The sequence below is a fragment of the Nostoc sp. LEGE 12447 genome (genome assembly GCF_015206985.1).
GTDB lineage: Bacteria > Cyanobacteriota > Cyanobacteriia > Cyanobacteriales > Nostocaceae > Nostoc.
Genome location: NZ_JADEXT010000048.1, coordinates 17,062 through 37,411, shown reverse-complemented (window position 1 = coordinate 37,411; position 20,350 = coordinate 17,062). Strand labels below are relative to the sequence as shown.

General features: G+C 38.4%; 18 protein-coding genes and 1 pseudogene. All 19 read left to right on the top strand.

Features of this window, described 5'->3' with window-relative positions; genetic code table 11:
• The first annotated feature begins 280 nt into the window (after positions 1-280).
• The 19 genes and pseudogenes from IQ274_RS30505 (at position 281) to IQ274_RS30420 (ending at position 20,333) form a co-directional block, all read left to right on the top strand.
• Entirely contained in the window at positions 281-1,726 is a 1,446-nt protein-coding gene (locus tag IQ274_RS30505) for a phage tail sheath family protein (protein WP_194144470.1), read from the top strand.
• A gap of 37 nt (positions 1,727-1,763) precedes the next feature.
• Positions 1,764-2,894 carry a phage tail sheath family protein gene (locus tag IQ274_RS30500; protein WP_194144469.1) on the top strand — a complete coding sequence of 377 codons (1,131 nt, stop codon included), beginning with the start codon at positions 1,764-1,766 and terminating at the stop codon, positions 2,892-2,894.
• Positions 2,895-2,921: 27 nt separating this feature from the next.
• Complete coding sequence (locus tag IQ274_RS30495) at positions 2,922-3,362, top strand: phage tail protein (protein WP_163930709.1); 441 nt, start codon at positions 2,922-2,924, stop codon at positions 3,360-3,362.
• A 20-nt stretch (positions 3,363-3,382) separates the two neighbouring features.
• Complete coding sequence (locus IQ274_RS30490; RefSeq protein ID WP_012408133.1) at positions 3,383-3,745, top strand: hypothetical protein; 363 nt, start codon at positions 3,383-3,385, stop codon at positions 3,743-3,745.
• A 17-nt stretch (positions 3,746-3,762) separates the two neighbouring features.
• A pseudogene (locus IQ274_RS37850) lies at positions 3,763-3,897 on the top strand (DUF6760 family protein); the annotation flags it as partial.
• Between the two features lie 11 nt (positions 3,898-3,908).
• The gene (locus tag IQ274_RS30485) at positions 3,909-4,391 is read left to right on the top strand and encodes a phage tail protein (RefSeq protein ID WP_194144468.1); all 483 of its coding nucleotides are present in this window, start codon (positions 3,909-3,911) and stop codon (positions 4,389-4,391) included.
• Positions 4,392-4,472: 81 nt separating this feature from the next.
• Positions 4,473-6,188 carry a hypothetical protein gene (locus IQ274_RS30480; RefSeq protein WP_194144467.1) on the top strand — a complete coding sequence of 572 codons (1,716 nt, stop codon included), beginning with the start codon at positions 4,473-4,475 and terminating at the stop codon, positions 6,186-6,188.
• Positions 6,179-6,841 (top strand): LysM peptidoglycan-binding domain-containing protein, encoded by a 663-nt coding sequence (locus IQ274_RS30475; protein WP_194144466.1) that lies wholly within the window; start codon positions 6,179-6,181, stop codon positions 6,839-6,841. Before IQ274_RS30480 ends, IQ274_RS30475 begins: the two co-directional genes overlap by 10 nt.
• A gap of 3 nt (positions 6,842-6,844) precedes the next feature.
• Complete coding sequence (locus IQ274_RS30470) at positions 6,845-7,909, top strand: phage late control D family protein (protein ID WP_194144465.1); 1,065 nt, start codon at positions 6,845-6,847, stop codon at positions 7,907-7,909.
• On the top strand, positions 7,906-8,613 hold the full coding sequence (locus tag IQ274_RS30465; RefSeq protein ID WP_163930720.1) for a phage baseplate assembly protein V: 708 nt from the start codon (positions 7,906-7,908) through the stop codon (positions 8,611-8,613). Before IQ274_RS30470 ends, IQ274_RS30465 begins: the two co-directional genes overlap by 4 nt.
• Positions 8,613-8,999, top strand: coding sequence for a GPW/gp25 family protein (locus IQ274_RS30460; protein ID WP_194144464.1), 387 nt, complete (start codon positions 8,613-8,615; stop codon positions 8,997-8,999). The genes IQ274_RS30465 and IQ274_RS30460 overlap by 1 nt, the downstream gene beginning before the upstream one ends.
• Before the next feature lie 5 nt (positions 9,000-9,004).
• Positions 9,005-12,544 (top strand): baseplate J/gp47 family protein, encoded by a 3,540-nt coding sequence (locus IQ274_RS30455; protein ID WP_194144463.1) that lies wholly within the window; start codon positions 9,005-9,007, stop codon positions 12,542-12,544.
• Positions 12,545-12,791: 247 nt separating this feature from the next.
• On the top strand, positions 12,792-13,739 hold the full coding sequence (locus tag IQ274_RS30450) for a baseplate J/gp47 family protein (RefSeq protein WP_163930726.1): 948 nt from the start codon (positions 12,792-12,794) through the stop codon (positions 13,737-13,739).
• On the top strand, positions 13,720-15,318 hold the full coding sequence (locus IQ274_RS30445; protein WP_163930729.1) for a phage tail protein: 1,599 nt from the start codon (positions 13,720-13,722) through the stop codon (positions 15,316-15,318). Before IQ274_RS30450 ends, IQ274_RS30445 begins: the two co-directional genes overlap by 20 nt.
• 14 nt (positions 15,319-15,332) lie before the next feature.
• On the top strand, positions 15,333-17,552 hold the full coding sequence (locus IQ274_RS30440) for a hypothetical protein (protein ID WP_194144462.1): 2,220 nt from the start codon (positions 15,333-15,335) through the stop codon (positions 17,550-17,552).
• Positions 17,553-17,609: 57 nt separating this feature from the next.
• Positions 17,610-18,038 carry a hypothetical protein gene (locus tag IQ274_RS30435; protein ID WP_194144461.1) on the top strand — a complete coding sequence of 143 codons (429 nt, stop codon included), beginning with the start codon at positions 17,610-17,612 and terminating at the stop codon, positions 18,036-18,038.
• Positions 18,039-18,045: 7 nt separating this feature from the next.
• Entirely contained in the window at positions 18,046-18,261 is a 216-nt protein-coding gene (locus tag IQ274_RS30430; RefSeq protein WP_163930735.1) for a hypothetical protein, read from the top strand.
• A 212-nt stretch (positions 18,262-18,473) separates the two neighbouring features.
• On the top strand, positions 18,474-19,823 hold the full coding sequence (locus IQ274_RS30425; RefSeq protein ID WP_194144460.1) for an AAA family ATPase: 1,350 nt from the start codon (positions 18,474-18,476) through the stop codon (positions 19,821-19,823).
• A gap of 201 nt (positions 19,824-20,024) precedes the next feature.
• Positions 20,025-20,333, top strand: coding sequence for a four helix bundle protein (locus IQ274_RS30420; RefSeq protein ID WP_322745386.1), 309 nt, complete (start codon positions 20,025-20,027; stop codon positions 20,331-20,333).
• The last annotated feature ends 17 nt before the right edge of the window (positions 20,334-20,350 follow it).

Sequence of the window (20,350 nt, the reverse complement as noted above, 5' to 3'; positions counted from 1 at the left end):
CAACTATTATGAGGAAAAACAAACTAAGCTAAAACTTTTAGAGATGGTTTTAAAAGTTTTCCTCTGTGACTTTAGGTACTTTTAGATCCCCCCTAACCCCCCTTAAAAAGGGGGGGACTGGAATCAAAGTCCCCCTTTTTAAGGGGGATTTAGAGGGATCTAAAACTTTTGATACCGACAAGAGGACTTTTCAAACATCCTCTTATATCTATTGCCTATTCCCTATTTTCCTGATTCCAACAATTTACTCCGACTTACTTACTATCAAGGAGCTAATGAAATGCCAACCTATCTTTCTCCAGGTGTTTACGTCGAAGAAATAGCTTCCGGTTCTGCCCCAATTGTCGGAGTTGGAACCAGTATTGCTGCTTTTATTGGTACGATTAAAGCCAATGCTTGGTCATCAACTAATACTAACAACACCTCAATTAAGTCTGTGGGTAGCTCTACAAGCCCAGTTGAGATTGGTGAGGGTAAAGGTGGAAACCAAAAAAATTATTCCTTATTATCAGGAGATTACCCACTAGTAACCACAGTGGGGACTTATGGCTTCTTCGTTGGTGGAAGTCCTGTTATTTTAGATGATACAAACCCTATTACCAATAACGATGCCGAAAAATCTGTAACCGTAAAATTTAAAGATGCAGTTGCTTCAGGGGTAAAAATTACCGGATATTACCAAGTCCAACTACCTGTAACAGTAATTCCCAGCGACCCCAACATCGCCCAAGAAGGGGAAATTAAATCAATCACAAACTTTAGTGAATTTAAGAAATTCTTTGGTGATTTTTTACCACCTACTGGCGATACCCAAGGACAAAACACCTTAGCTCATGCAGTTTATGGCTTTTTTAGAAATGGTGGAACTCGTTGTTATGTCACCTGGATATCTGGAGAAAATAAACTTGCTGGTGTTTTAGATGCGTTTGAAGCTATTGATGAAATCACTATTGTCGCCGCACCAGGAAATTTAGCCCTCAGAGATGATATCAAAGATCATGCAGAAAAACTTGGCGATCGCATTGCAATTCTCGATAGCATAGATACCATCGACCTTAGTACCACAGGAGTTGTCAATACTCTTAAACCATTCAACTCAGCCTATGCAGCCTTGTATTTCCCCTGGATTCAAGTATTTGATCCTGCAAGTAATAGCAATATTTTTATTCCCCCAAGTGGTCATATTGCGGGAGTTTATGCAAGGGTTGATGGACAAAGAGGAGTACACAAAGCCCCTGCCAATGAAACTATTTTGGGAGCCTTAGATTTAAAATATAATCTCAGCAAAGCCAAACAAGATGGGCTTAATCCCGATGGCATTAACGTGATTCGCAAGTTAAACGGAAATATCCGTGTTTGGGGTGCGCGTACTTTAGGCGGAGATGCAAATACAGAGTTTAAATACGTCAATATTCGCCGTCATTTTAGTTACCTGCGAGACTCCATTGATAAAGGGACTCAATGGACAGTTTTTGAACCCAATACCCCCGAACTCTGGGCAAAAATCCGGCGCAATATCAGTGCTTTTTTAGTGGTAGAGTGGCGCAAAGGTGCATTATTCGGCACAACACCCGAAGAAGCTTTTTATGTGAAATGTGATGCCGAAACCAACCCCCCAGAAATTCGAGATTTGGGTCAAGTTGTCACAGAGATTGGTCTAGCAGTAGTGAAGCCTGCGGAATTCGTGATTTTCCGTCTCAGTCAATGGTCTGGTGCGGAGAAATAGGGGATAGGGGATATTACAAACTACGAACTACAAACAAATGCTAACTTCAGAGCCAAAAATACCAGGTATCTCCTTAAACAATGTTGTTCCTACACCAGAACCTGCATTACTTACAGGTGTGCCAATATTCTTTGGCTGTGCATCCCTCAAACCACTAACAAACCAATCACAAGATGAATGGAAAAAGCTAACTTTAGCGACTGATTTTGATAAATATTTCCAGCAGGATACTCAACAAGCACAGGGATATTTAAGAGATGTCATCCAAGGGTTTTTTGCTAACGGAGGTCTGCTTTGTTATGTGATAGCTTTAAAAGATAACACTCTGAAAACTCTGCAAAAAGCTTTAGAAGTGAGTGAAGTCTTGGAGGATGCGGATTTAGTTTGTGTTCCTGATATTATGCAGCTTGCAGATGCAGAAGTGATGCAAATGCAGCAAGCAGTATTACACTATTGTGAGCAGATGGGCGATCGCTTTGCCATTCTTGATGCTTTGAATGATCTAGGAAAACTAAATGAGCAACGCCAACGAATTTCTAGCCAAAACGGGGCATTATATGCACCTTGGCTAAAAGTAGAATTTCGCGTCGATCCTATTCCTCCCTGTGGTCATATTGCAGGAATATATGCAAGTTGCGATCGCACAGTCGGGGTACATGGCGCACCTGCTAATATTCCACTTGCAGGGGTACTGGATCTCAGTTTTCCCCTAACCCCCACAGACCAAGAACAGCTGAATCCAAAAAATCAAGCGGGAGTAAATTGTATTCGTAGCTTCCAAGGACGAGGTATGCGAGTGTGGGGAGTGCGTACCCTCAGCCCCATTGCTGAATGGCAATATGTCAACGTGCGTCGCTTATTTCTCACCTTTGGACGCTGGGTAAATCGTAACTTAGCCGATACAGTGTTTGAACCCAATGCTTTTCCTTTATGGGTGCGACTGCAAAGGGAATTAAGCGTTTATTGTGAATCTTTATGGCGACAAGGCGCTATCCAAGGTGCTTTGCCCCAAGAGGCATTCTATGTCAAATGTGATGCCGAAAATAATCCCCCTGAAAATCGAGAAATGGGACAAGTAATAGCAGAAATAGGTTTAGCCCCTACTATTCCGGGAGAATTTATTCAACTTTTAGTTGTTCAAAGTAGTAGCGGAATTACACTTACTTAATTCAAATTTGTTGCAGGAGGTTCTATTATGCCAACAATTTCTAATCCCCACGATCCATACAGTGGTTATAATTTTTGGGTGGAATGGGATGGTATTGTTCATGCTGGGTTTCGTGAATGTAGCGGTTTGACTGCGACTCGTAAAGCAGGAACTTATCGGGAAGGAACAGATAAAGTATTAAATCAACGCCAAATTCCCGGTCTTAATACTTATGGCAACATTACCCTAAAACGGGGAATTACTGATAATAAAGAACTGTGGGAATGGCACAAAAAATTACAAAATGGCGAAACAGATAGACGTAATCTTTCCATTATTTTAGCTAACGACCAAGGAGAAGAAAAAATTCGCTGGAATTTAGAAAATAGCTGGCCTACTACTTGGAATGCTCCAGATTTTAATGCTACCTCGGACGAAGTAGCGATAGAAACTCTTGAACTAGTTCATGAAGGTATCACCATTGGTTAATATTTCCTTTCAGCAAAATCATGCAGCAAACTGAATTTCCTTTTATCTTGCCTCAAGGATATCTCGACTCGGAAGGTAACACTCACCGTGAAGGCATTATGCGTCTTTCAACTGCCTATGATGAAATTGCCCCCATCCGAGATCCAAGAGTGCAGAAAAATCCTGGTTATTTGGTGATTATTCTCTTAGCAAGGACGATAGTCCAACTAGGAACATTAGACCAAATTAATACCAAAATAATTGAGGGTTTATTTTCAGGAGATTTAGTCTATTTACAAGATTTTTATCAAAGGATTAATCAAAACGGCCATAGTCGTCTGCGGGTAGCGTGTCCCCACTGTGACGGAGAGTTTGAAGTGGAAACTATTCCCGTGGGGGAGTAGTTTGCTACCCCACAGAAAGACTGCTGGAGGAGGTAGCTTACCTTGCCTACAATTTTCATTGGTCTTACGAACAGATTATGACAATGGAACATCGAGAACGTCAGCAGTGGGTGACGCAGGTAGCACAAATTAATCAGCGACTTAGCGATTGAGCAAGAAAGAAATGAATCCCAAACTTATCGCACTAAATGCAGCTTTAGCCGCAGGTTCAACAGCCAGTTTATTGGGACACGATCCCTACATGGCTTATAACTTTGCTGTAGAAATTGGAGGAGTTGTTGTTGGTGGTTTTAGCGAAGTTAGCGGTTTAAGTAGTGAAATTGAGTTGGAATCTTATCAGGAAGGAGGCTTAAACGATTTTGTTCACAAATTTCCCAAACATACCACCTATCCCAATTTAGTTTTGAGCCGAGGATTAGTAAATATTGATTTGTTTTATATTTGGTATAAAGCAACTAGTCAAGGATGGATTCAGCAGTTAAACGGTACGATTTTATTGCTTAATAGTCAGCAAGTTCCGGTGATGTGGTGGACATTTCAAAAAGCATATCCCGTTAAGTGGCAAGGGCCAAATTTTAACGCTAGTAGCGATGAAATTGCTGTAGAAAAAATTGAATTGGTGCATCAAGGAATTTCTAAGTTATAGGAATCTAGAGGCAATAGGTAAGGAGACTCTTATAGTTGTACTCAGCTTAGTAAAAATCGCATAGGAGTTTTATGTTGGAGCATGGCAAATTCATCCAATTGGCAAGATTCGCTTGATGAGGGGTTGGTAAATCGCCTTCATCGTCCCCTACGTCAACCGGGAATGATGAAAATGGCAATGGGTCAGCGCATTATTAATCGTTGCGATCGCTTTTTAAATCGTTTACCTCTTTTGAATCAACAAATGCGACGTTGGGGTAATACTAATACTCTATCGTCGGAGTCTATGCCGATTGTTTATGCACAGCCTGTTTCATTAGCACAAGAACAACAAGTAGAGAATAGAGTACATAATTTGCCAACTGTCTCCCAAGTTGAGCCTTCGGCTAATATAATTCAAAGAAAATTAGATTCTTCTCAGTCTTTACCAACTAGAGCAGTTAATAATACTATCCCTGTCCAAAATATTACAGAGTTATCAAGTTCTCATTCTGCGGATGAAGCAACACAATCTTTAACTTTAAAAACGCAAATTGATAAAACCTCTATATCTTCATCTGAAGTTCCGGTAGTTTCGCCAAAATCAATTGATGAACACCTACCAAAAACAGCAGAAATGACGTTAGCAGATTTGACAGACTCGCAAATATCTCTACCTAATAGCGTTGAATCAAATTTCAATCACCTATCTCAACCGATTGTAGATACCCCCTCTATCTTTTCACCAAAAATTCCCGTAGTTTCGCCACAACCTATAACTGAACAATTGCCAAAAACAGCAGATTTGACAGACTTGCAAACATCTTTGCCTAATAGCACTGAATCAAATCTCAATCACCCATCTCAATCGATTGTAGATTCTACGTCTGTGTTTTCATCAGAAATTCCCGTAGTTTCGCCACAACCCATCGCTGAACAATTTCCACATATAGGAGAAATGACGTTAGGAGATTTGACAGACTCACAAACATTTCCGCCTAATAACGCTGAATCCAATCTCAATAACCCATCTCAACCGATTGTAGATGCCAACTCTATCTTTTCATCAAAAATTCCCGTAGTTTCGCCACAATCCATCACTGAACAATTGCCACGTACAGCAGAAATGCCGTCATCACAGGAATTTACCAGCCTTCCTGATACAAAACTACCTCTTATTCAAGCAAAATTCCAGAATTATTCTAGACCACAGGGATCTCTTTCTATTGTTAATGATTTAAATAATTTAGCTGACCAACAACAAGCACAAGCAGACAATTTAAGTTCAACTAAGCACAAAAACTTAATATCTCAAATCTCCTCAAAAAAACTTCCCATCGTCACTGCTCAACCAATAAGTCCTCAAGTTAATTTGACTAAGCAAGAAATATCATTTGCTATCAATTCACCAGCTTCTCAAAATAAACCTGTACCGACCCTTAATACACAACCTGTTACTATTTCTACCTCACAAATTAATCACAAGCAAAACACATCTCCCCTTCCCCTTGTCTCTATAAGTTCTACAAGTAACCCATCCTTAAAACCTCAATCTTTGCCTTTACCTGGAGCTAAAACTACCCCATCATCAAAGAGTAATAGCCATCAAGCGAACATATCGAACCGCAATTCAATATCGAATACAGATTCACCTCCTATAACTTTTAGTAGTTCTGTATCACCAATAGAAACCTCGGTCTCGCCAATAGCAACTCAATCCAATATTGACGTTGATGCTATAGCTAGTCAGGTTGAACGCAAACTAATGCGACGGTTAGTCATTGAAAGTGAACGCAGAGGTAAAAATCGATGGCACTAGAGAAATTAACTATCAAAGCCGAAAAAAATAACCCAGGAGATTTTGCTGATAAATTTAAAGTTCTTTTTAACCCTAATCAAGTAGAAATTGTCAAATCAGGCTGGTCAATGGGAGATTATGGCCCAGTTGCATCTAAAGAATTAACTAAACTCAGTCTTGATTTGTTCTTTGACACCACATTGATGGGATTTCCCCCAGAAAATGTCCAAAACTATACCCGCAAAATTTTTAGTTTGACTCAGCCTCGAATTGGCAAAAATCCCAAACGTCCCCCTCGTTGTCAACTAATTTGGGGAACTATATCAGGTAAAGATAGCTTGTTATTACCTGATGGTTTTTTAGAAAGTGTCACCAAAAAACTGACTCATTTTCTCGAAGATGGTACACCTGTTAGAGCCACCTTAAGCTGTCAATTCAAGGAGTGGAAAGAACCGAAAAAAAAGGCAAAGATTGCTAACCCTATTGATGATCCTGTGAGAATCGTTAAACGAGGAGAAACTTTAAGTAGTATTGCTACTGAAGAATATGGCGACCCGGCTTTATGGCGTGTAATTGCGGCAGAAAATCGCTTAAACAACCCTCGGATCTTAAATCCCGGAACTGTGCTGACGATTCCTCCTTTGCGAATTAGTAGCCTGACTCAGAGGAGTTAAACCATGCCAAGTGATGCTTCATTATTAAATCCTAATGTCAAAATTTTGATTCAAAATAAGCCCTTAATCCCAGAAATAGAAGCTGATTTAGTATCAGTTTTGGTATCTGAGGATTTAGAAGCACCTAGTATGTTCGAGCTGCAATTAGTTACTTGGGACTTATTAAAACAAGAAATGACATGGGTAGATAACAAATTATTTGATGTTGGCAATGAAGTAGAAATTCAGATTGGATACGAACAAGAACTTAAAACTCTCATGGTGGGGGAAATTACGGGGTTAGAGCCAGAATATACCCAGGATGCAGCACCTATATTAGTGGTACGTGGTCATGATTTACGCCATCGTTTGTTGCGAGGTAGCCACACAAAATCCTTTCTAAAGATTAAGGATAGTGAAATTGTCAGTCAAATTGCCAGAACTAGGGGACTTACAGCAAAAGTTACTGATAGTAAAGTAAAGTTAGAATATATTTTGCAGCATAATCAAACCGATTGGGAGTTTTTAAAAGAGAGAGCTAAACGCATTGGTTATGAAGTTGCAGTGGAGCAAAAAACTCTCTATTTTCGCCCCCATAATAACGCTAAGGCAAAAGTTTTAACTCTAACTTATGGAGAAGATTTACAAGAATTCTTTCCCCGTTTAAGTACCATGAATCAGGTACAACAGTTAGAAGTAAAAGGTTGGATTCCTAAAGATAAGAAAGAGGTATTGGGTAAGGCAGCAGTAGGAAAAGAAGGTGGCACAATGGCAGGTTCAACTTCCGGAACAAAAGCAACCAAAAAAGCCTTTGGTGAATCGAGCTATACGATTGTAAATCAACCTGTGTCAAGTAAAGAAGAAGCCGATAGCATGGCATTGGGACAATTTCAGGATATGGCGATCGCCTACATTTCTGGTGAAGGAAATTGTCAAGGAAATCCCAATTTACGTGCTGGAAAAGTGATTGAAATTGTTGGACTTGGCAAAAGATTTAGTGGGCTTTATTACATTATAAGCGCAGAACATACTTATTCAAAAAACCAGGTTTATAAAACTTCATTCACAGTGAGAAGGAATGCTACATGAACGGACTTGATATTCTAATATCCAACAATCAAAATAATCATTTCTACGGTGTAACTGTTGGAATAGTTACTAATAATAAAGATCCCCAAAAATTAGGAAGAATCAAAGTAAAATTTCCTTGGCTATCTTTAGAGGAAGAAAGTTACTGGGCTAGAGTTGTAACTCTAATGGCAGGAAATGATAGGGGTCTTTACTTTTTGCCAGAAGTTGATGATGAAGTTTTGGTTGCTTTTGAACAAGGTGATATGAATTTTCCTTATATTCTTGGCGCTTTGTGGAATGGTAAAGATAAACCACCAATAACAAATGAAGATGGGGAAAATAATCAAAGAGTTATTAAATCTCGAAGCGGGCACATGATTGTTTTAGATGATACTGACGGAAAGGAACAGATTATTATTCAAGACAAGACTGGAAAAAATAAAATTGTAATTAATTCTAAAGAAAACAAAATGAATATTCAAGTTGAAAAAGATTTAACTATTGAAACTAAAGGAAAAATCACATTAAAAAGTAGCGATGATGATATATCGATCGAATGTAAAAATTTACGAATAAAAACTAAACAAAATTATCAATTAGAAGCAGGTGCAAATTGTACAATTAAAGCTAAATCCAAATATGAACTAGAAGCACAATCTGGTTTAGGGATTAAATGTGCAGCCGGAGTGAAAATAAATGATGGCTCATTGGAGGTGATGTAATGGAGATTGATTTTTTAGGTGTGGGATGGACTTTACCTGTCCAACTTGATGAAAATGCTCAAATTAAGGTGGCATGTTATGAAGATGTTGTGCGTCAATCAATTTGGATGATTCTCAGTACTGCCAAAGGAGAACGGGTAATGCGCCCTGATTTTGGCTGTGATATTCACGAAAAGGTATTTTCTCCTAACAGTTTAGGAACGGTTGGGCAAATTGTTAGTGATGTGCAAGATGCTTTAATTGAATGGGAACCTCGCATTGATGTTTTAGATGTAGATACCATTCCCGATCCTAACCAACCGAATGTAATTTTAATTCAAATAAATTATCAAGTTCGGACAACTAATAATATTTTTAATTTGGTTTATCCTTTTTATTTACAGTAATTTTTATGTCTTCTTTACCTCCCAAAATAGACCAGCGTACCTATGAGGAAATTGTTCAGCAAACGGAGAATTTAGTAGAGCAATATACCACCTGGAAACCTGCACCTGGAGAGAAAACTGATGCTGGCAGAGCATTAATTCGCATCTTTGGGCGGATGGTAAAATTAGTCAGCGATCGCATCAACCAAGTTCCAGAGAAAAATTTTCTGGCTTTCCTTGATTTACTTGGGGGAGAACTCAAACCACCTCAGCCTGCGAAAGTTCCTTTAACCTTTTATTTGGCACAAGGAAGCCCCACAGATGGGTTAGTTCCTGCTCATACTCAAGTTTCGGCACCACCAGCAGAAGGCACAGACGAAGAAATCGTATTTGAAACGGATCGAGAGTTGGTTGTCACAACAACGCAATTACAAGCAATATTCCTACGCGAACCCAATCAAGATAAGTATAGCGATCTCTCTGAGATGCTTTCCTCAGAGCCCACTTTGGCAGCAACAGGACAAAAAGATGCAGCTTTCTTAGCTTTGGAAGGCGATCGCTCTATTACCCATTCTCTTTATATAACCTGTCCCGAAATTTTTGCTTTACCAGAGTTAAAGGAACTACAACTAATTATTACTACCAATAATGCTGTTGAAAGTGCTAATCAATTACAAAATTTACCTCTTAATTGGTCTTATTGGGATGGTTCTCAATGGCAAGCCATTCCAACTCCTAGCCAAAGTCGGAACAATAATCAATCGACTATTACTTTTACTTTTGCCAATTTACCTATTCCGGCTCTTTATGAGCTTCAAGGAAAAACAGCAAGATGGTTGCAAGCCAATTTAAATAATATATCTTCCCTATTGGGAAACTTACCTCAAGTTACCAATGTTCAAGGTAGTATCAATATCAAACAATCTAACTTAATTCCTGAAATTTGCTTATTTAATAATACTCCTTTAGAACTTACTAAAGATTTTTATCCTTTTGGTGAGCAGCCCGAACTTAATGATACATTTTATATTGCTTTAGACGATACATTTATTAAGCCAAATGTAACTATTAGTATTGATATAACTTTAACTCGCAAACCTGTAAATATAAATAATTTAAAAGTTGTCTGGGAAATTGGTAACGGTCAAGTATGGCAAGAAATAGCAGATAAAAATAATCAACTTAAATGGATAGAAAAATCATCAGCAATTCAGTTTACTGAAAAAGATACTATCCAGGCGAAGTTACAATTTCCTAACGCAGAAAATATACCTTTTCCTAGCACTGTAAATGGAGAAACTCGTTATTGGATTCGCGCTCGGATTACTCAAGGTCATTATGGTAAAGCCGCAGATGAGCGCACATATCCTGTTTATGATGACTTGGCAGTTCTGAGAAAGGAATTTAAACAAGGAGCCAACGAAATTGAAGTTGATACTTTAGATTTATTTAAAACTGGTGATACAATTCGTATTCTTCCTTATACTGGAGGGTTTCCAGAAGAAAATAAAATTACACAAATCATCAAAGAGACTAATAGGCTGAAGCTAGAAACCGGAGTTTTGAACACCATTTTAGGGGTTGGGACGCGAATCATGCGTAAGTTAATTATCACGGAGACGATTCCTCCAACTTACGATCCACCTCTGATTAAGTCATTAAAATTAACCTACGAATTTACTCTGATAGAAAAAGCTATTTATTTTGCTGAGAATGATTTTACCTATTCTCATCCAGAAAATTTGAGTTCTTTTCAGCCCTTTACACCTACCATAGATCGAGAACCAACCCTCTATCTGGGATTTGATAAATCATTTAATAATAAAACAGTTACTCTTTATGCACAGTTTGAAGCCCCATTACCAAATGAATTATCTGCTGAGATTACACAAAAAACCGTCCTTACATCAACAGTAAATATTGGAGAGAAAACGCTGCAAATTGCTGATTTAACTGGTTGGCAAACAGGCGATCACATCCAAATTCAGAACCCACTCAACGCTAAACAATACGATAACTATATTATTAGTAATATTAGTAAAAACCTAGTTACCACCAATCAACCTCTGCAACAAAATTATCCTCAGAATACCCCAGTGATTCGCCTCCAACAACCACAATTAGTTTGGGAATCTTCTAGTTCTCTGGGTTGGCAACCATTGGGAGTAGAAGACGAAACTCAAGCATTTTCGCAACCAGGTTTAATTAAATTTATTGCTCCCGCAGATTTTAGCCCTCGAGAAAACTTTGGGAAAAAACTATATTGGTTGCGAGTGCGTTGGGTGTCAGGTAATTTTCGGGTTAAACCTCGTCTACGTCGCTTGTTAACTAATACTACGTGGGCCGTTCAGGCAATTAGTCTCCGAGAAGAAGTATTAGGTTCAAGTAACTATGATCCAAATCAGGTTTTTATTGCCAATAATATTCCCATTTTGATGGGACAGCAGTTAGAAATTCAAGAAGGAGAAATTCCCCTTAACATAGAATCTCATCGCATCAAGGTAATTAAAGATAATTTGGGGGAAATTGAAGAAGTTTGGGTATTTTGGCAGGAAGTAGCAGATTTCTACGGTTCTAGTGCGAGCGATCGCCATTACACTTTGGATCGACAAACAGGCGAAATTCGTTTTGGAAACGGACAAGCTGGGATGATTCCTCCCAGAGGACGCAATAATATTCGACTGTCTTTTTATCGTACTGGAGGAGGTAAACAGGGAAACGTCACTGCACAAACCATTAGCCAACTGAAAACTACCATTCCCTACATTGATGGGGTAATTAACCTGGAAGCAGCAGCAGGTGGGGCGCAACAGGAAACTTTAGATCGCCTGAAAGAACGAGTACCAAAACAATTACGTCACCGCGATCGCGCTGTCACTCTTGAGGACATAGCAGATTTAGCTTACGAAGCTTCTACAGATGTGGCTAGAGTCAAAGTAGTTACACCAGATTTACTGACAACTGATTTTAGCCCTCTCAATGAAAAACTTTGGCTCGATCCGACTAAACCAAATGTGTTATTTGAAGATAGCCTCCGGGAAAAGTTGCAGACAATTAATGCTACCGAAGCAGATAACTTTGAAAAAATGATGCGGGAAATTAACCGCCGTGCAGGACAAGTTAAGCTGATCGTTCTGCCCTACAGTAGCGATCGCCAACCAACCCCTAGTTTAGCTTTACTAGAGCAAGTCGAAACTTACATTCGTTCCCGTTGTGCGGGGACAGTAGATTTAGTGGTTACAGCCCCAAAATGGCGAGAAGTCACCGTAACTGCAACTATCACTCCTGTGTTGATCGAAGATGCAGACATAGTGAGAAACATCGTTAGACAACACTTAGAAGCCTTTCTCCATCCCTTAACTGGAGGAACAGGAGAGGGCTGGCAATTTGGACGCTACCCGCAAAAATCCGATTTTTACGCCATTATTCAATCCATTACGGGAGTAGATCATGTTAATTCCCTAGAGGTACAGTTACCTGCAACAGAAAGCAAGTCATTACTAAGTGCTGATTCTTTAATTTATTCTGGCAATCACAACGTCAAGGTAGAGGGCAATAGGCAATAGGGAATGGGGAATAGGCAAATAGGTAAATGGTTCGTGAATATAAGAAAGGAGTGAAAAATGTCAGATATTCGGGATTTTAAAGACTTAATAATTTGGCAAAAAGGTATGGAAATTGCTGAGAAATGCTATTTTGATTATTTCCCTTCTCAAAAAATTAAAAAATTAAAAACTATTCCTTACCCTCTATTGCCTATTTGCCTATTCCCTATTCCCCATCTCCCATTCCCCATTCCCCATTCCTCTAATCATGACTCTACCCTTACCCAATCTTGACGATCGCAGCTATGCCAACTTACTAGAAGAGGCAATTTCTCAGATTCCGCTTGAATACCCGGAATGGACGGATCATAATCCTACAGATACGGGAATAATTCTGATTGAATTATTGGCATGGTTAACAGAAATGGTTCTCTACCGAGTTAATCAAATTCCTGATGATAATTATGCTAGTTTTTTGAGTTTACTTAAAGGCGAAGAATGGAATTTACCCATTAATATTTCTAGCCAAGAACGACAAAATATTTTGCAATCAGAAATTCAGAAGACTTTATTAGAAGTACGCAAAATTTATCGAGCTGTTACTCCAGCAGATTTTGAAAAATTGGTGCTTATTGATTGGAATAAATCAGAAGATGCTGATAACTTAAAAATTGCCAGAGTTAAATGTTTAGCACAACGAAATCTAGAGTCAACATCTGATAACTTTGCCAAAGGACATATTAGTTTAGTAGTTGTTCCTGAAAATAATGAAATAAATCAAGTAAATAAATATGAACTATTATTTAAATTTCTTGACGATCGCAGACTTTTAACTACCCGCCTGCATATCTTAGAACCTGAGTATGTATCCATAGCTATAGAAGCAGAATTAGTGCTTCGGGATGGCGCACAAGCAGAAGAAGTTAAAAAACAGGCAGAAAAGGAAGTCAAGATATTTTTTGCACCCTTGCGATCGGGAAAATATTGGCAGGGAAAAGGATGGCCTTTTGGTCGGAGTGTTTACCTATCAGAATTATATAAATTATTAGATGAATTGGAAGGTGTTGACTATATTGAAAACCTGCAAATTAAAGATAACAATAATAACTCTAAATCCGAAATTAATTTAGCAGATAATCAGTTAGTAAAAATCAATATCCAAGATAGCAAATTTACAATATTGGTAGAAGTTGGTAATGAACGAAAAAAAATCTGAATCAATTAGTACCTATCATCAATATTTACCAGCAATTCTCCAAAAAGATGTTTTTATTGCTCAGTTGTTGCTGTCATTTGAAAAAATTCTCAGTGGATTAAATGAAACTCCAAATCAAGAGCAAATTATTACAGCTAAGACTCAGAATATACCAGGATTAGAAGAAATTATTGATAATATTCATGTCTATTTCAATCCTCAACATACTCCAAAGGAATTTTTACCTTGGTTAGCGGGTTGGGTAGCCTTGAGTTTAAGGGACGATTGGGAAGTAGAGGTCAAACAAGCATTTATTCAACAAATTGTTCACTTATACGGTTTGCGAGGGACGAAAGCAGGGTTAATCGAAATTTTGAGTATTTATTTAAAAAATTCAGGATTTGGAGAAAAAGTTGAAGTATTCGATCAATTTGATAATTTTCCGAATTATTTTCAAGTTCAACTAACCTTAAAAGACCGCGATCCTGATAAGTATTGGCGACAGGCTAAAATTGCTAAAGCAATTATCGACAGAGAAAAGCCGGCACAGACATTTTATTCCCTAAAAATTCTTGTGCCAACTATGCAACTAACTAAGCGATCGCACGTTGCTTATCCTTGCAAATTATTTGCACCCCCAAAAAATCAAACCTTTGCTATAGAAGCCACAATCACTCCCAACAAAATTAATAATGTTCCAATTAACCAATTAGCGAACCAGTTAGCTATTCAGATCCAAGGAAACTCGCAATCAATTACCCCTTACTCACCAGAAGTAATTATCAATAATCAATCATTTTCAATTAAACAAAAGTTAAATTATCAACACTTACAAGAAAATTTGGCAGGTTTCAATATTATATTGTCAAACCGAACCGATAAAGAGTTCGTGGGAAATTTAACTATAAAGCTATATTTTTCAATTAATGAAATTGAATATAACAATACACTCTTAGAACAACCTGTAAATTTATCACCAGTCCTCAAAATTTGTCGTGAAAACGAGAAAAGAGAAATTATCGCAGGAAATACAATTTTTAAACAAAATATTCAGCCACAACAATCGGGGATGAAGATTACAGAAACTATATGGACTAAGCCATATAATTTTCTAGTGTTTGATCCACCAAAAACTCAAGAGTTACAACCTGATATAACTGCAATTATTGAAAAACTGGAAATTGCGGCAATTGTAGAAATTTCCCAACCAAGTACCATCAACTTAGATTTACTAAATCAAATCACAGTCCGCCTTCAAGATGATGTTTCAGAATTTTATTTATTGACACCAGAAACTGTCAAAGAAAATAATACAATTAGAATTAAGCGTACCCTCTACTACCAAGAGTTTATGCAAACTATAGATAAATTTATAGTGACAGTCAAAAACCTCAATAATCTTGATATTGCTGGGAAAGTAACTGTTCAAGCTTCCTTAAATATTAATCAGCGCTTATCTACTTATAAAATACTAGAGCAAACCTTTAACCTCACAGCCGTTTCTCCCTATAATATTTTACAAATTTGCCGTAAAAACGAGGAAGGTAAAATTGTTTCTGGTAACACCATTCTAGGAACAACTAGTCAATCATTGAATTAAATTCAGGATAAAACATGGCTCAAACTACTGATTTCACCAACTTTGGTAATGAACGTCCTAACTATTTTGCAGGGCAATATCTCCTAGAAGATGATTTTGAAATTCAACACAAATATCTTAGCGATCGCCAACGCTACCATAATCAAAGTCTTCATATTTCAGGGATTATTGAAGGGCTGGAAGTTATAGTTGTTCAGAATACAAAATCTGTTCAAATTAAATCTGGATCGGCTATCAATAGTAATGGTGATTTAATTATTTCAAAAGAAAATATTACATTTTCTGACTTCAAAAATCTTACTGACGCTGTACTCTACATCCAATATGCTCAAGATAAACAGGTTCAACAGCAAAAAGATGTACCAGATAGCTATACTCGTTGGATTGAAAAACCTATTTTGGGATTTGCGACTACAATTCCTGAAAATAGCGTCAAACTGGGAAAGCTGACAATAGCTCAAAATACCATTACTCTCGATGCTAATGTTCGGGAATATTCTGGTTTATCGTTACCAAATTCTAATAGTAAAGCTTTAACTCTTCGCTCTGGGGGAAACACTAATCCAAACTTAGCAGTTTTGACAGGTAGCTTAAAAATTGATGGCGATTTAACAGTGAATAGCAGAGGCAATTCTTCTTTCACTGGCAGTTTAATTGTAAATGGTAATGTTGGTATCGGTACGATCGAGCCAGGAAACTACAAATTAAATGTGCAAGGCAATCAGTTGCTTAAAGGTAGTTTAACTATTCAGGAAGGTAAAATTAGTCTTGATGGCAGTCAACAAATTGCTTTTTCAGATACTGGAACTACAAACCAACTGAAATTACAACTTTGGAGTGGATACGGACTTGGTGTTAATGGTTCTACTTTATTCTATACAGCTAACGGTAATCATTCTTGGCGAGATAATCAAAATATTGAAAGAATGTTGTTAAGCACTGCTGTAGATGGTGGGTTAACAGTCAAAGGAACAGGAAATTCTTCTTTTGGTGGAAATTTAACGGTTAGTGGTACTGTTCAATGTAGTAATGGTGCTGTCACAAATATTTTAGCAATTGGTGATACACCTATGACCGGGAATGTAGGTGGAAGTCGGGATTGGATGACGAAAGGAATGAAGATTTCTTGGGATAGCGATAATCTATTTATTGGTTTGAAGGATGAAGGAACTAATAGAAAAGATGCCATAATTGCTTGGGGAGACGACCCAGAGGATGACTTACGATTTATTACTGTGCAATCTGGAGGTACTAAAGAAGGAAATGAAGTTGTCAGAATTAAAGCAAATGGCAATTTTGGTATTGGCACAAATAATCCAGGCGAATACAAATTAAATGTGCAAGGCAATCAGTTAATCCAAGGGAGTTTAACAGTCAATGGAGTTATTACAGGAAGTTTAAAAATTGCTGGGACAATATATGCAGGTGGAAACCCTGTGGCTTATGAAAATTACGAAATTTATTTAAGAGGATCAGCATTTGAATCATCTGAAGGAAATATCACATTTTTAAAAATTGCCAATATTGACTTGGGTATGACTAGTAGCCGAGGGCTAAATACAGTTATTCTCAATCCCAATGGAACTTTTAAGAACAAGGCAACTCATGACGTTTTTGGTAATCCTACTATATGGAATAGTTGGGCTACTTGGGTTAATACAACTGCTGCTATTGGTGATGTAATTGCTGTTGCCAGCTATGACGCTTTAAACATTGCTCCCACAGGTGGTTCAGCAGAAACGTTATTAAGAAGCATTAATGCTGGGCGAGTATTTCAATCAATACCAGGTCGTTATCCTTATACACTGTTATTTATTCAAGGGCAATCAAGATGTATAGAAGTATTACAACCTAATCAAGGTTCTAATGCCCATTTAAAAACTACCTATTATCAACTACTAAGTTTACAAAACATAACGCAACAAGAACCATGGCAAACGCCAACATTCCAAAACAATTGGGTTAATTATGACAACACTTATAACCCCGCTGGATATTTCAAAGATAGCTTGGGGATAGTTCACCTCAGAGGTTTAGTAAGGAGTGGAACTAATAATACGACTATTTTTACGCTTCCTGTTGGTTATAGACCGTCTAATCGGGAACTTCAAGCAATTCAAACCTTTAATAATACAATAGGTCGGCTTGATATTCTAACTGATGGACAAGTCCAAGTAGTTTTGGGAAACAATGGGTGGGTTTCTTTAGATGGCATTACTTTTAGAGCAGCGTGATAATCATAGAACTTTCCTTATTTATCTCTAAAAACGTTTGATTACTATTACCCACTAATGGCTGACTTCATTCTTATCACTGGCGATCAAGCCATGTTTAACCCGACTTTTGGACAAGCCATTGTCACCGTCCGTCCAGGCGATCTAATTGGCACAGGCAAGGATAAAGTTAACCAGAAAGTAGTCTGTGTAGATGGTGACGAAAAAAAAGTCATTGTCCCTGGTTGTCCTTATATGACTTCCCAATATAGTATCCCTGGAGTTGGGATACTATCCATTGAATCCCTTGCTGGAAACCAAAAAGCCAAAAAGACAAAATCTGGTGGTAAACCAGTACTGCTCAAAGGTGCTTCATTTAAAGCCAAATTTCAAGTCCTGGTTCCCGCTCAACAACCTTCTGTACCTAGTCCGATTCCCGACGCAACCCCCCAATATTCCGGTACAGGCACATTTATTTCTGTGAATAGCAAAGTCAAAGGAACTTAATTAAATAATGAAAGAACAATTAGAAAAACGCCTCACTGAACTCAAAGCCGAATTGCTATCAGGACAAAAAGTCATGGCAGATTTAGAGGCTAAACAAGCAAATCTGCGCGATACCTTACTGCGGATTAGTGGTGCAATTCAAATTTTGGAAGAACTCACATCTTCTACTAAGCAAGATGATTATCAAAATAATAATTACGTACAAGAGGAATCAAACGTTTAATATCAATTAAAAGATTGACATCTCTCTTGATTGAAACATGGGAGATTCTATACTTTTACCCACAATTTGATCTAAATTATGAACCAAGATTAGCGATCGCACGCCGCTAAATGTATGTTTTATGGCATTCTTGAGATGCAAAGATGTAAATAACTTGATCCTTTTCAACAAGGATGTGTTAAGACAATACCAGATAATTGCACTACCAAGTTATGCCCATAGATTTACGGGAATTTTATCAGGCTAGCGATCCCAGCAGAACTCTATTTGTCAACAATAGCTCTGATAGCAAGTATTACATAGATTTTTCCTCAGTCCGAGGTGGTGATATTCTTGGCAAGCTGAAGCAGAAAATTACTTTTTTTAAGCCCAATGAACCCACCTGCACTTTATTTACTGGGCATATTGGTTGTGGTAAATCGACAGAACTATTACGGTTACAGGCAGAACTGGAAAAATTAGGTTTCCATGTAGTCTATTTTGAGTCTAGTGACGATTTGGAAATGACCGATGTCGATATTGCTGATGTGCTGCTGGCGATCGCTCGTCGGGTGAGTCAAAGTCTGGATAAAATTACTCTGGAGGCACCTAACAAGTTTAATGAGTTGCTGCAAGGTGCTTGGAAAGTCTTAAACTCCGAGGTGACGGCGGGAAAAGTTAAGCTTCCCGTGCTTGGTGATGTTGGTTTATCCGCAGATAAAGATAAGTTTTCTCTGTCTATGGGTATTGGTGAAATCACCGCGAAGATGAAAAACGACCCAACCCTGCGCGAAAAACTCAATCAGTATTTAGCACCGCAGAAAACTAAGTTGTTGGAAGCGATTAATCAAGAATTATTAGAACCTGCGATCGCTAAACTCAAACAGCAAGGTAAAAATGGTCTAGTGGTAATTGTCGATAATCTTGACCGCATAGATAATCGCGCCAAACCTTGGGGTCGTCCGCAGCAAGAATATTTATTTGTCGATCAGGGTGAGTTTTTGACGAAGCTGAATTGTCATCTCATCTACACCATGCCCTTATCTTTGAAGTTTTCCAATGATTACGGAATGCTGACTCAGCGTTTCCCAGAAGACCCCAAAGTGTTACCAATGGTACCTGTACAATGGTCTGATGGCAGTGTTCATATACAGGGAATGTCACTCATGCAGCAAATGGTACTTGCTAGAGCTTTTCCTGACATGACACCAGAGGAGCGTTTAAATAAAGTTACCGAGATTTTTGATAGTGCTGCTAGCCTAGAGCGTTTATGTCAAATGAGCGGTGGTCATGTGCGGGATGTGCTGAGGCTGCTAAATACCTGGATTATGGAAGAGATGAGTCTTCCCTTAACTCGTGAAACCTTAGAGCAAGTGATTCGTTCTCGGCGGAATGAAATCATGTTGCCAATTTCTGAGGATGAGTGGCAATTGTTACGCCATGTCAAGGAAAAGAAAAAGGTGAGTGATGACCACGGATATCAAAAACTGATTCGCAGTCGGTTTGTCTTTGAATATCGGGATGGTGGCGAGTCTTGGTTTGATGTTAATCCGGTTTTGGCTGAGGCGAGGGAATTGCAGTGAGGAGGCAGGGGGCAGAAGGCAGGAGGCAGGGGGCAGGGGGCAGGAGGCAGGAGGCAGGAGGCAGGAGGCAGGAGGCAGGAGGCAGGAGGCAGGGGGCAGAAGGCAGGAGGCAGGAGGTGCAAAATTATCTCGTTTTTTCTAACTTCAAAGTTCTAAATCATGAGCTATAGAGAGCAATTTATATGGCAGCGCGGAGTGTAGATCGCTATTAACTGCTATCGACTTACCGAAAAATTCCCTAAGTCTGAACTTTATGGATTAACTAGTCAGATTAGACGCTCGGCAGTTTTTGTGCCATCAAATATAGCAGAAGGCTATGGTAGAAAAACACAAAACGAATATATCCAGTTTCTTCATATTGCTCTAGGCTCGCTTCGAGAACTCGATACCCAATTGATTATTGCCAAGGAAGTTGGATTGACATCCCCGGAAATATTTACTCCTATTTTGGAAGAAGTTGATAGGTTTCAAGGAATCTTGGTGTCAACTATTCAAAAGATGAAGTCTTGAATCCCTCCTACCTCTTA

Coding starts and splice junctions, on each gene's coding strand:
- IQ274_RS30505 (WP_194144470.1), top strand. CDS start 281: ATGCCAACCTATCTTTCTCCAGGTGTTTACGTCGAAGAAATAGCTTCC.
- IQ274_RS30500 (WP_194144469.1), top strand. CDS start 1,764: ATGCTAACTTCAGAGCCAAAAATACCAGGTATCTCCTTAAACAATGTT.
- IQ274_RS30495 (WP_163930709.1), top strand. CDS start 2,922: ATGCCAACAATTTCTAATCCCCACGATCCATACAGTGGTTATAATTTT.
- IQ274_RS30490 (WP_012408133.1), top strand. CDS start 3,383: ATGCAGCAAACTGAATTTCCTTTTATCTTGCCTCAAGGATATCTCGAC.
- IQ274_RS30485 (WP_194144468.1), top strand. CDS start 3,909: ATGAATCCCAAACTTATCGCACTAAATGCAGCTTTAGCCGCAGGTTCA.
- IQ274_RS30480 (WP_194144467.1), top strand. CDS start 4,473: ATGGCAAATTCATCCAATTGGCAAGATTCGCTTGATGAGGGGTTGGTA.
- IQ274_RS30475 (WP_194144466.1), top strand. CDS start 6,179: ATGGCACTAGAGAAATTAACTATCAAAGCCGAAAAAAATAACCCAGGA.
- IQ274_RS30470 (WP_194144465.1), top strand. CDS start 6,845: ATGCCAAGTGATGCTTCATTATTAAATCCTAATGTCAAAATTTTGATT.
- IQ274_RS30465 (WP_163930720.1), top strand. CDS start 7,906: ATGAACGGACTTGATATTCTAATATCCAACAATCAAAATAATCATTTC.
- IQ274_RS30460 (WP_194144464.1), top strand. CDS start 8,613: ATGGAGATTGATTTTTTAGGTGTGGGATGGACTTTACCTGTCCAACTT.
- IQ274_RS30455 (WP_194144463.1), top strand. CDS start 9,005: ATGTCTTCTTTACCTCCCAAAATAGACCAGCGTACCTATGAGGAAATT.
- IQ274_RS30450 (WP_163930726.1), top strand. CDS start 12,792: ATGACTCTACCCTTACCCAATCTTGACGATCGCAGCTATGCCAACTTA.
- IQ274_RS30445 (WP_163930729.1), top strand. CDS start 13,720: ATGAACGAAAAAAAATCTGAATCAATTAGTACCTATCATCAATATTTA.
- IQ274_RS30440 (WP_194144462.1), top strand. CDS start 15,333: ATGGCTCAAACTACTGATTTCACCAACTTTGGTAATGAACGTCCTAAC.
- IQ274_RS30435 (WP_194144461.1), top strand. CDS start 17,610: ATGGCTGACTTCATTCTTATCACTGGCGATCAAGCCATGTTTAACCCG.
- IQ274_RS30430 (WP_163930735.1), top strand. CDS start 18,046: ATGAAAGAACAATTAGAAAAACGCCTCACTGAACTCAAAGCCGAATTG.
- IQ274_RS30425 (WP_194144460.1), top strand. CDS start 18,474: ATGCCCATAGATTTACGGGAATTTTATCAGGCTAGCGATCCCAGCAGA.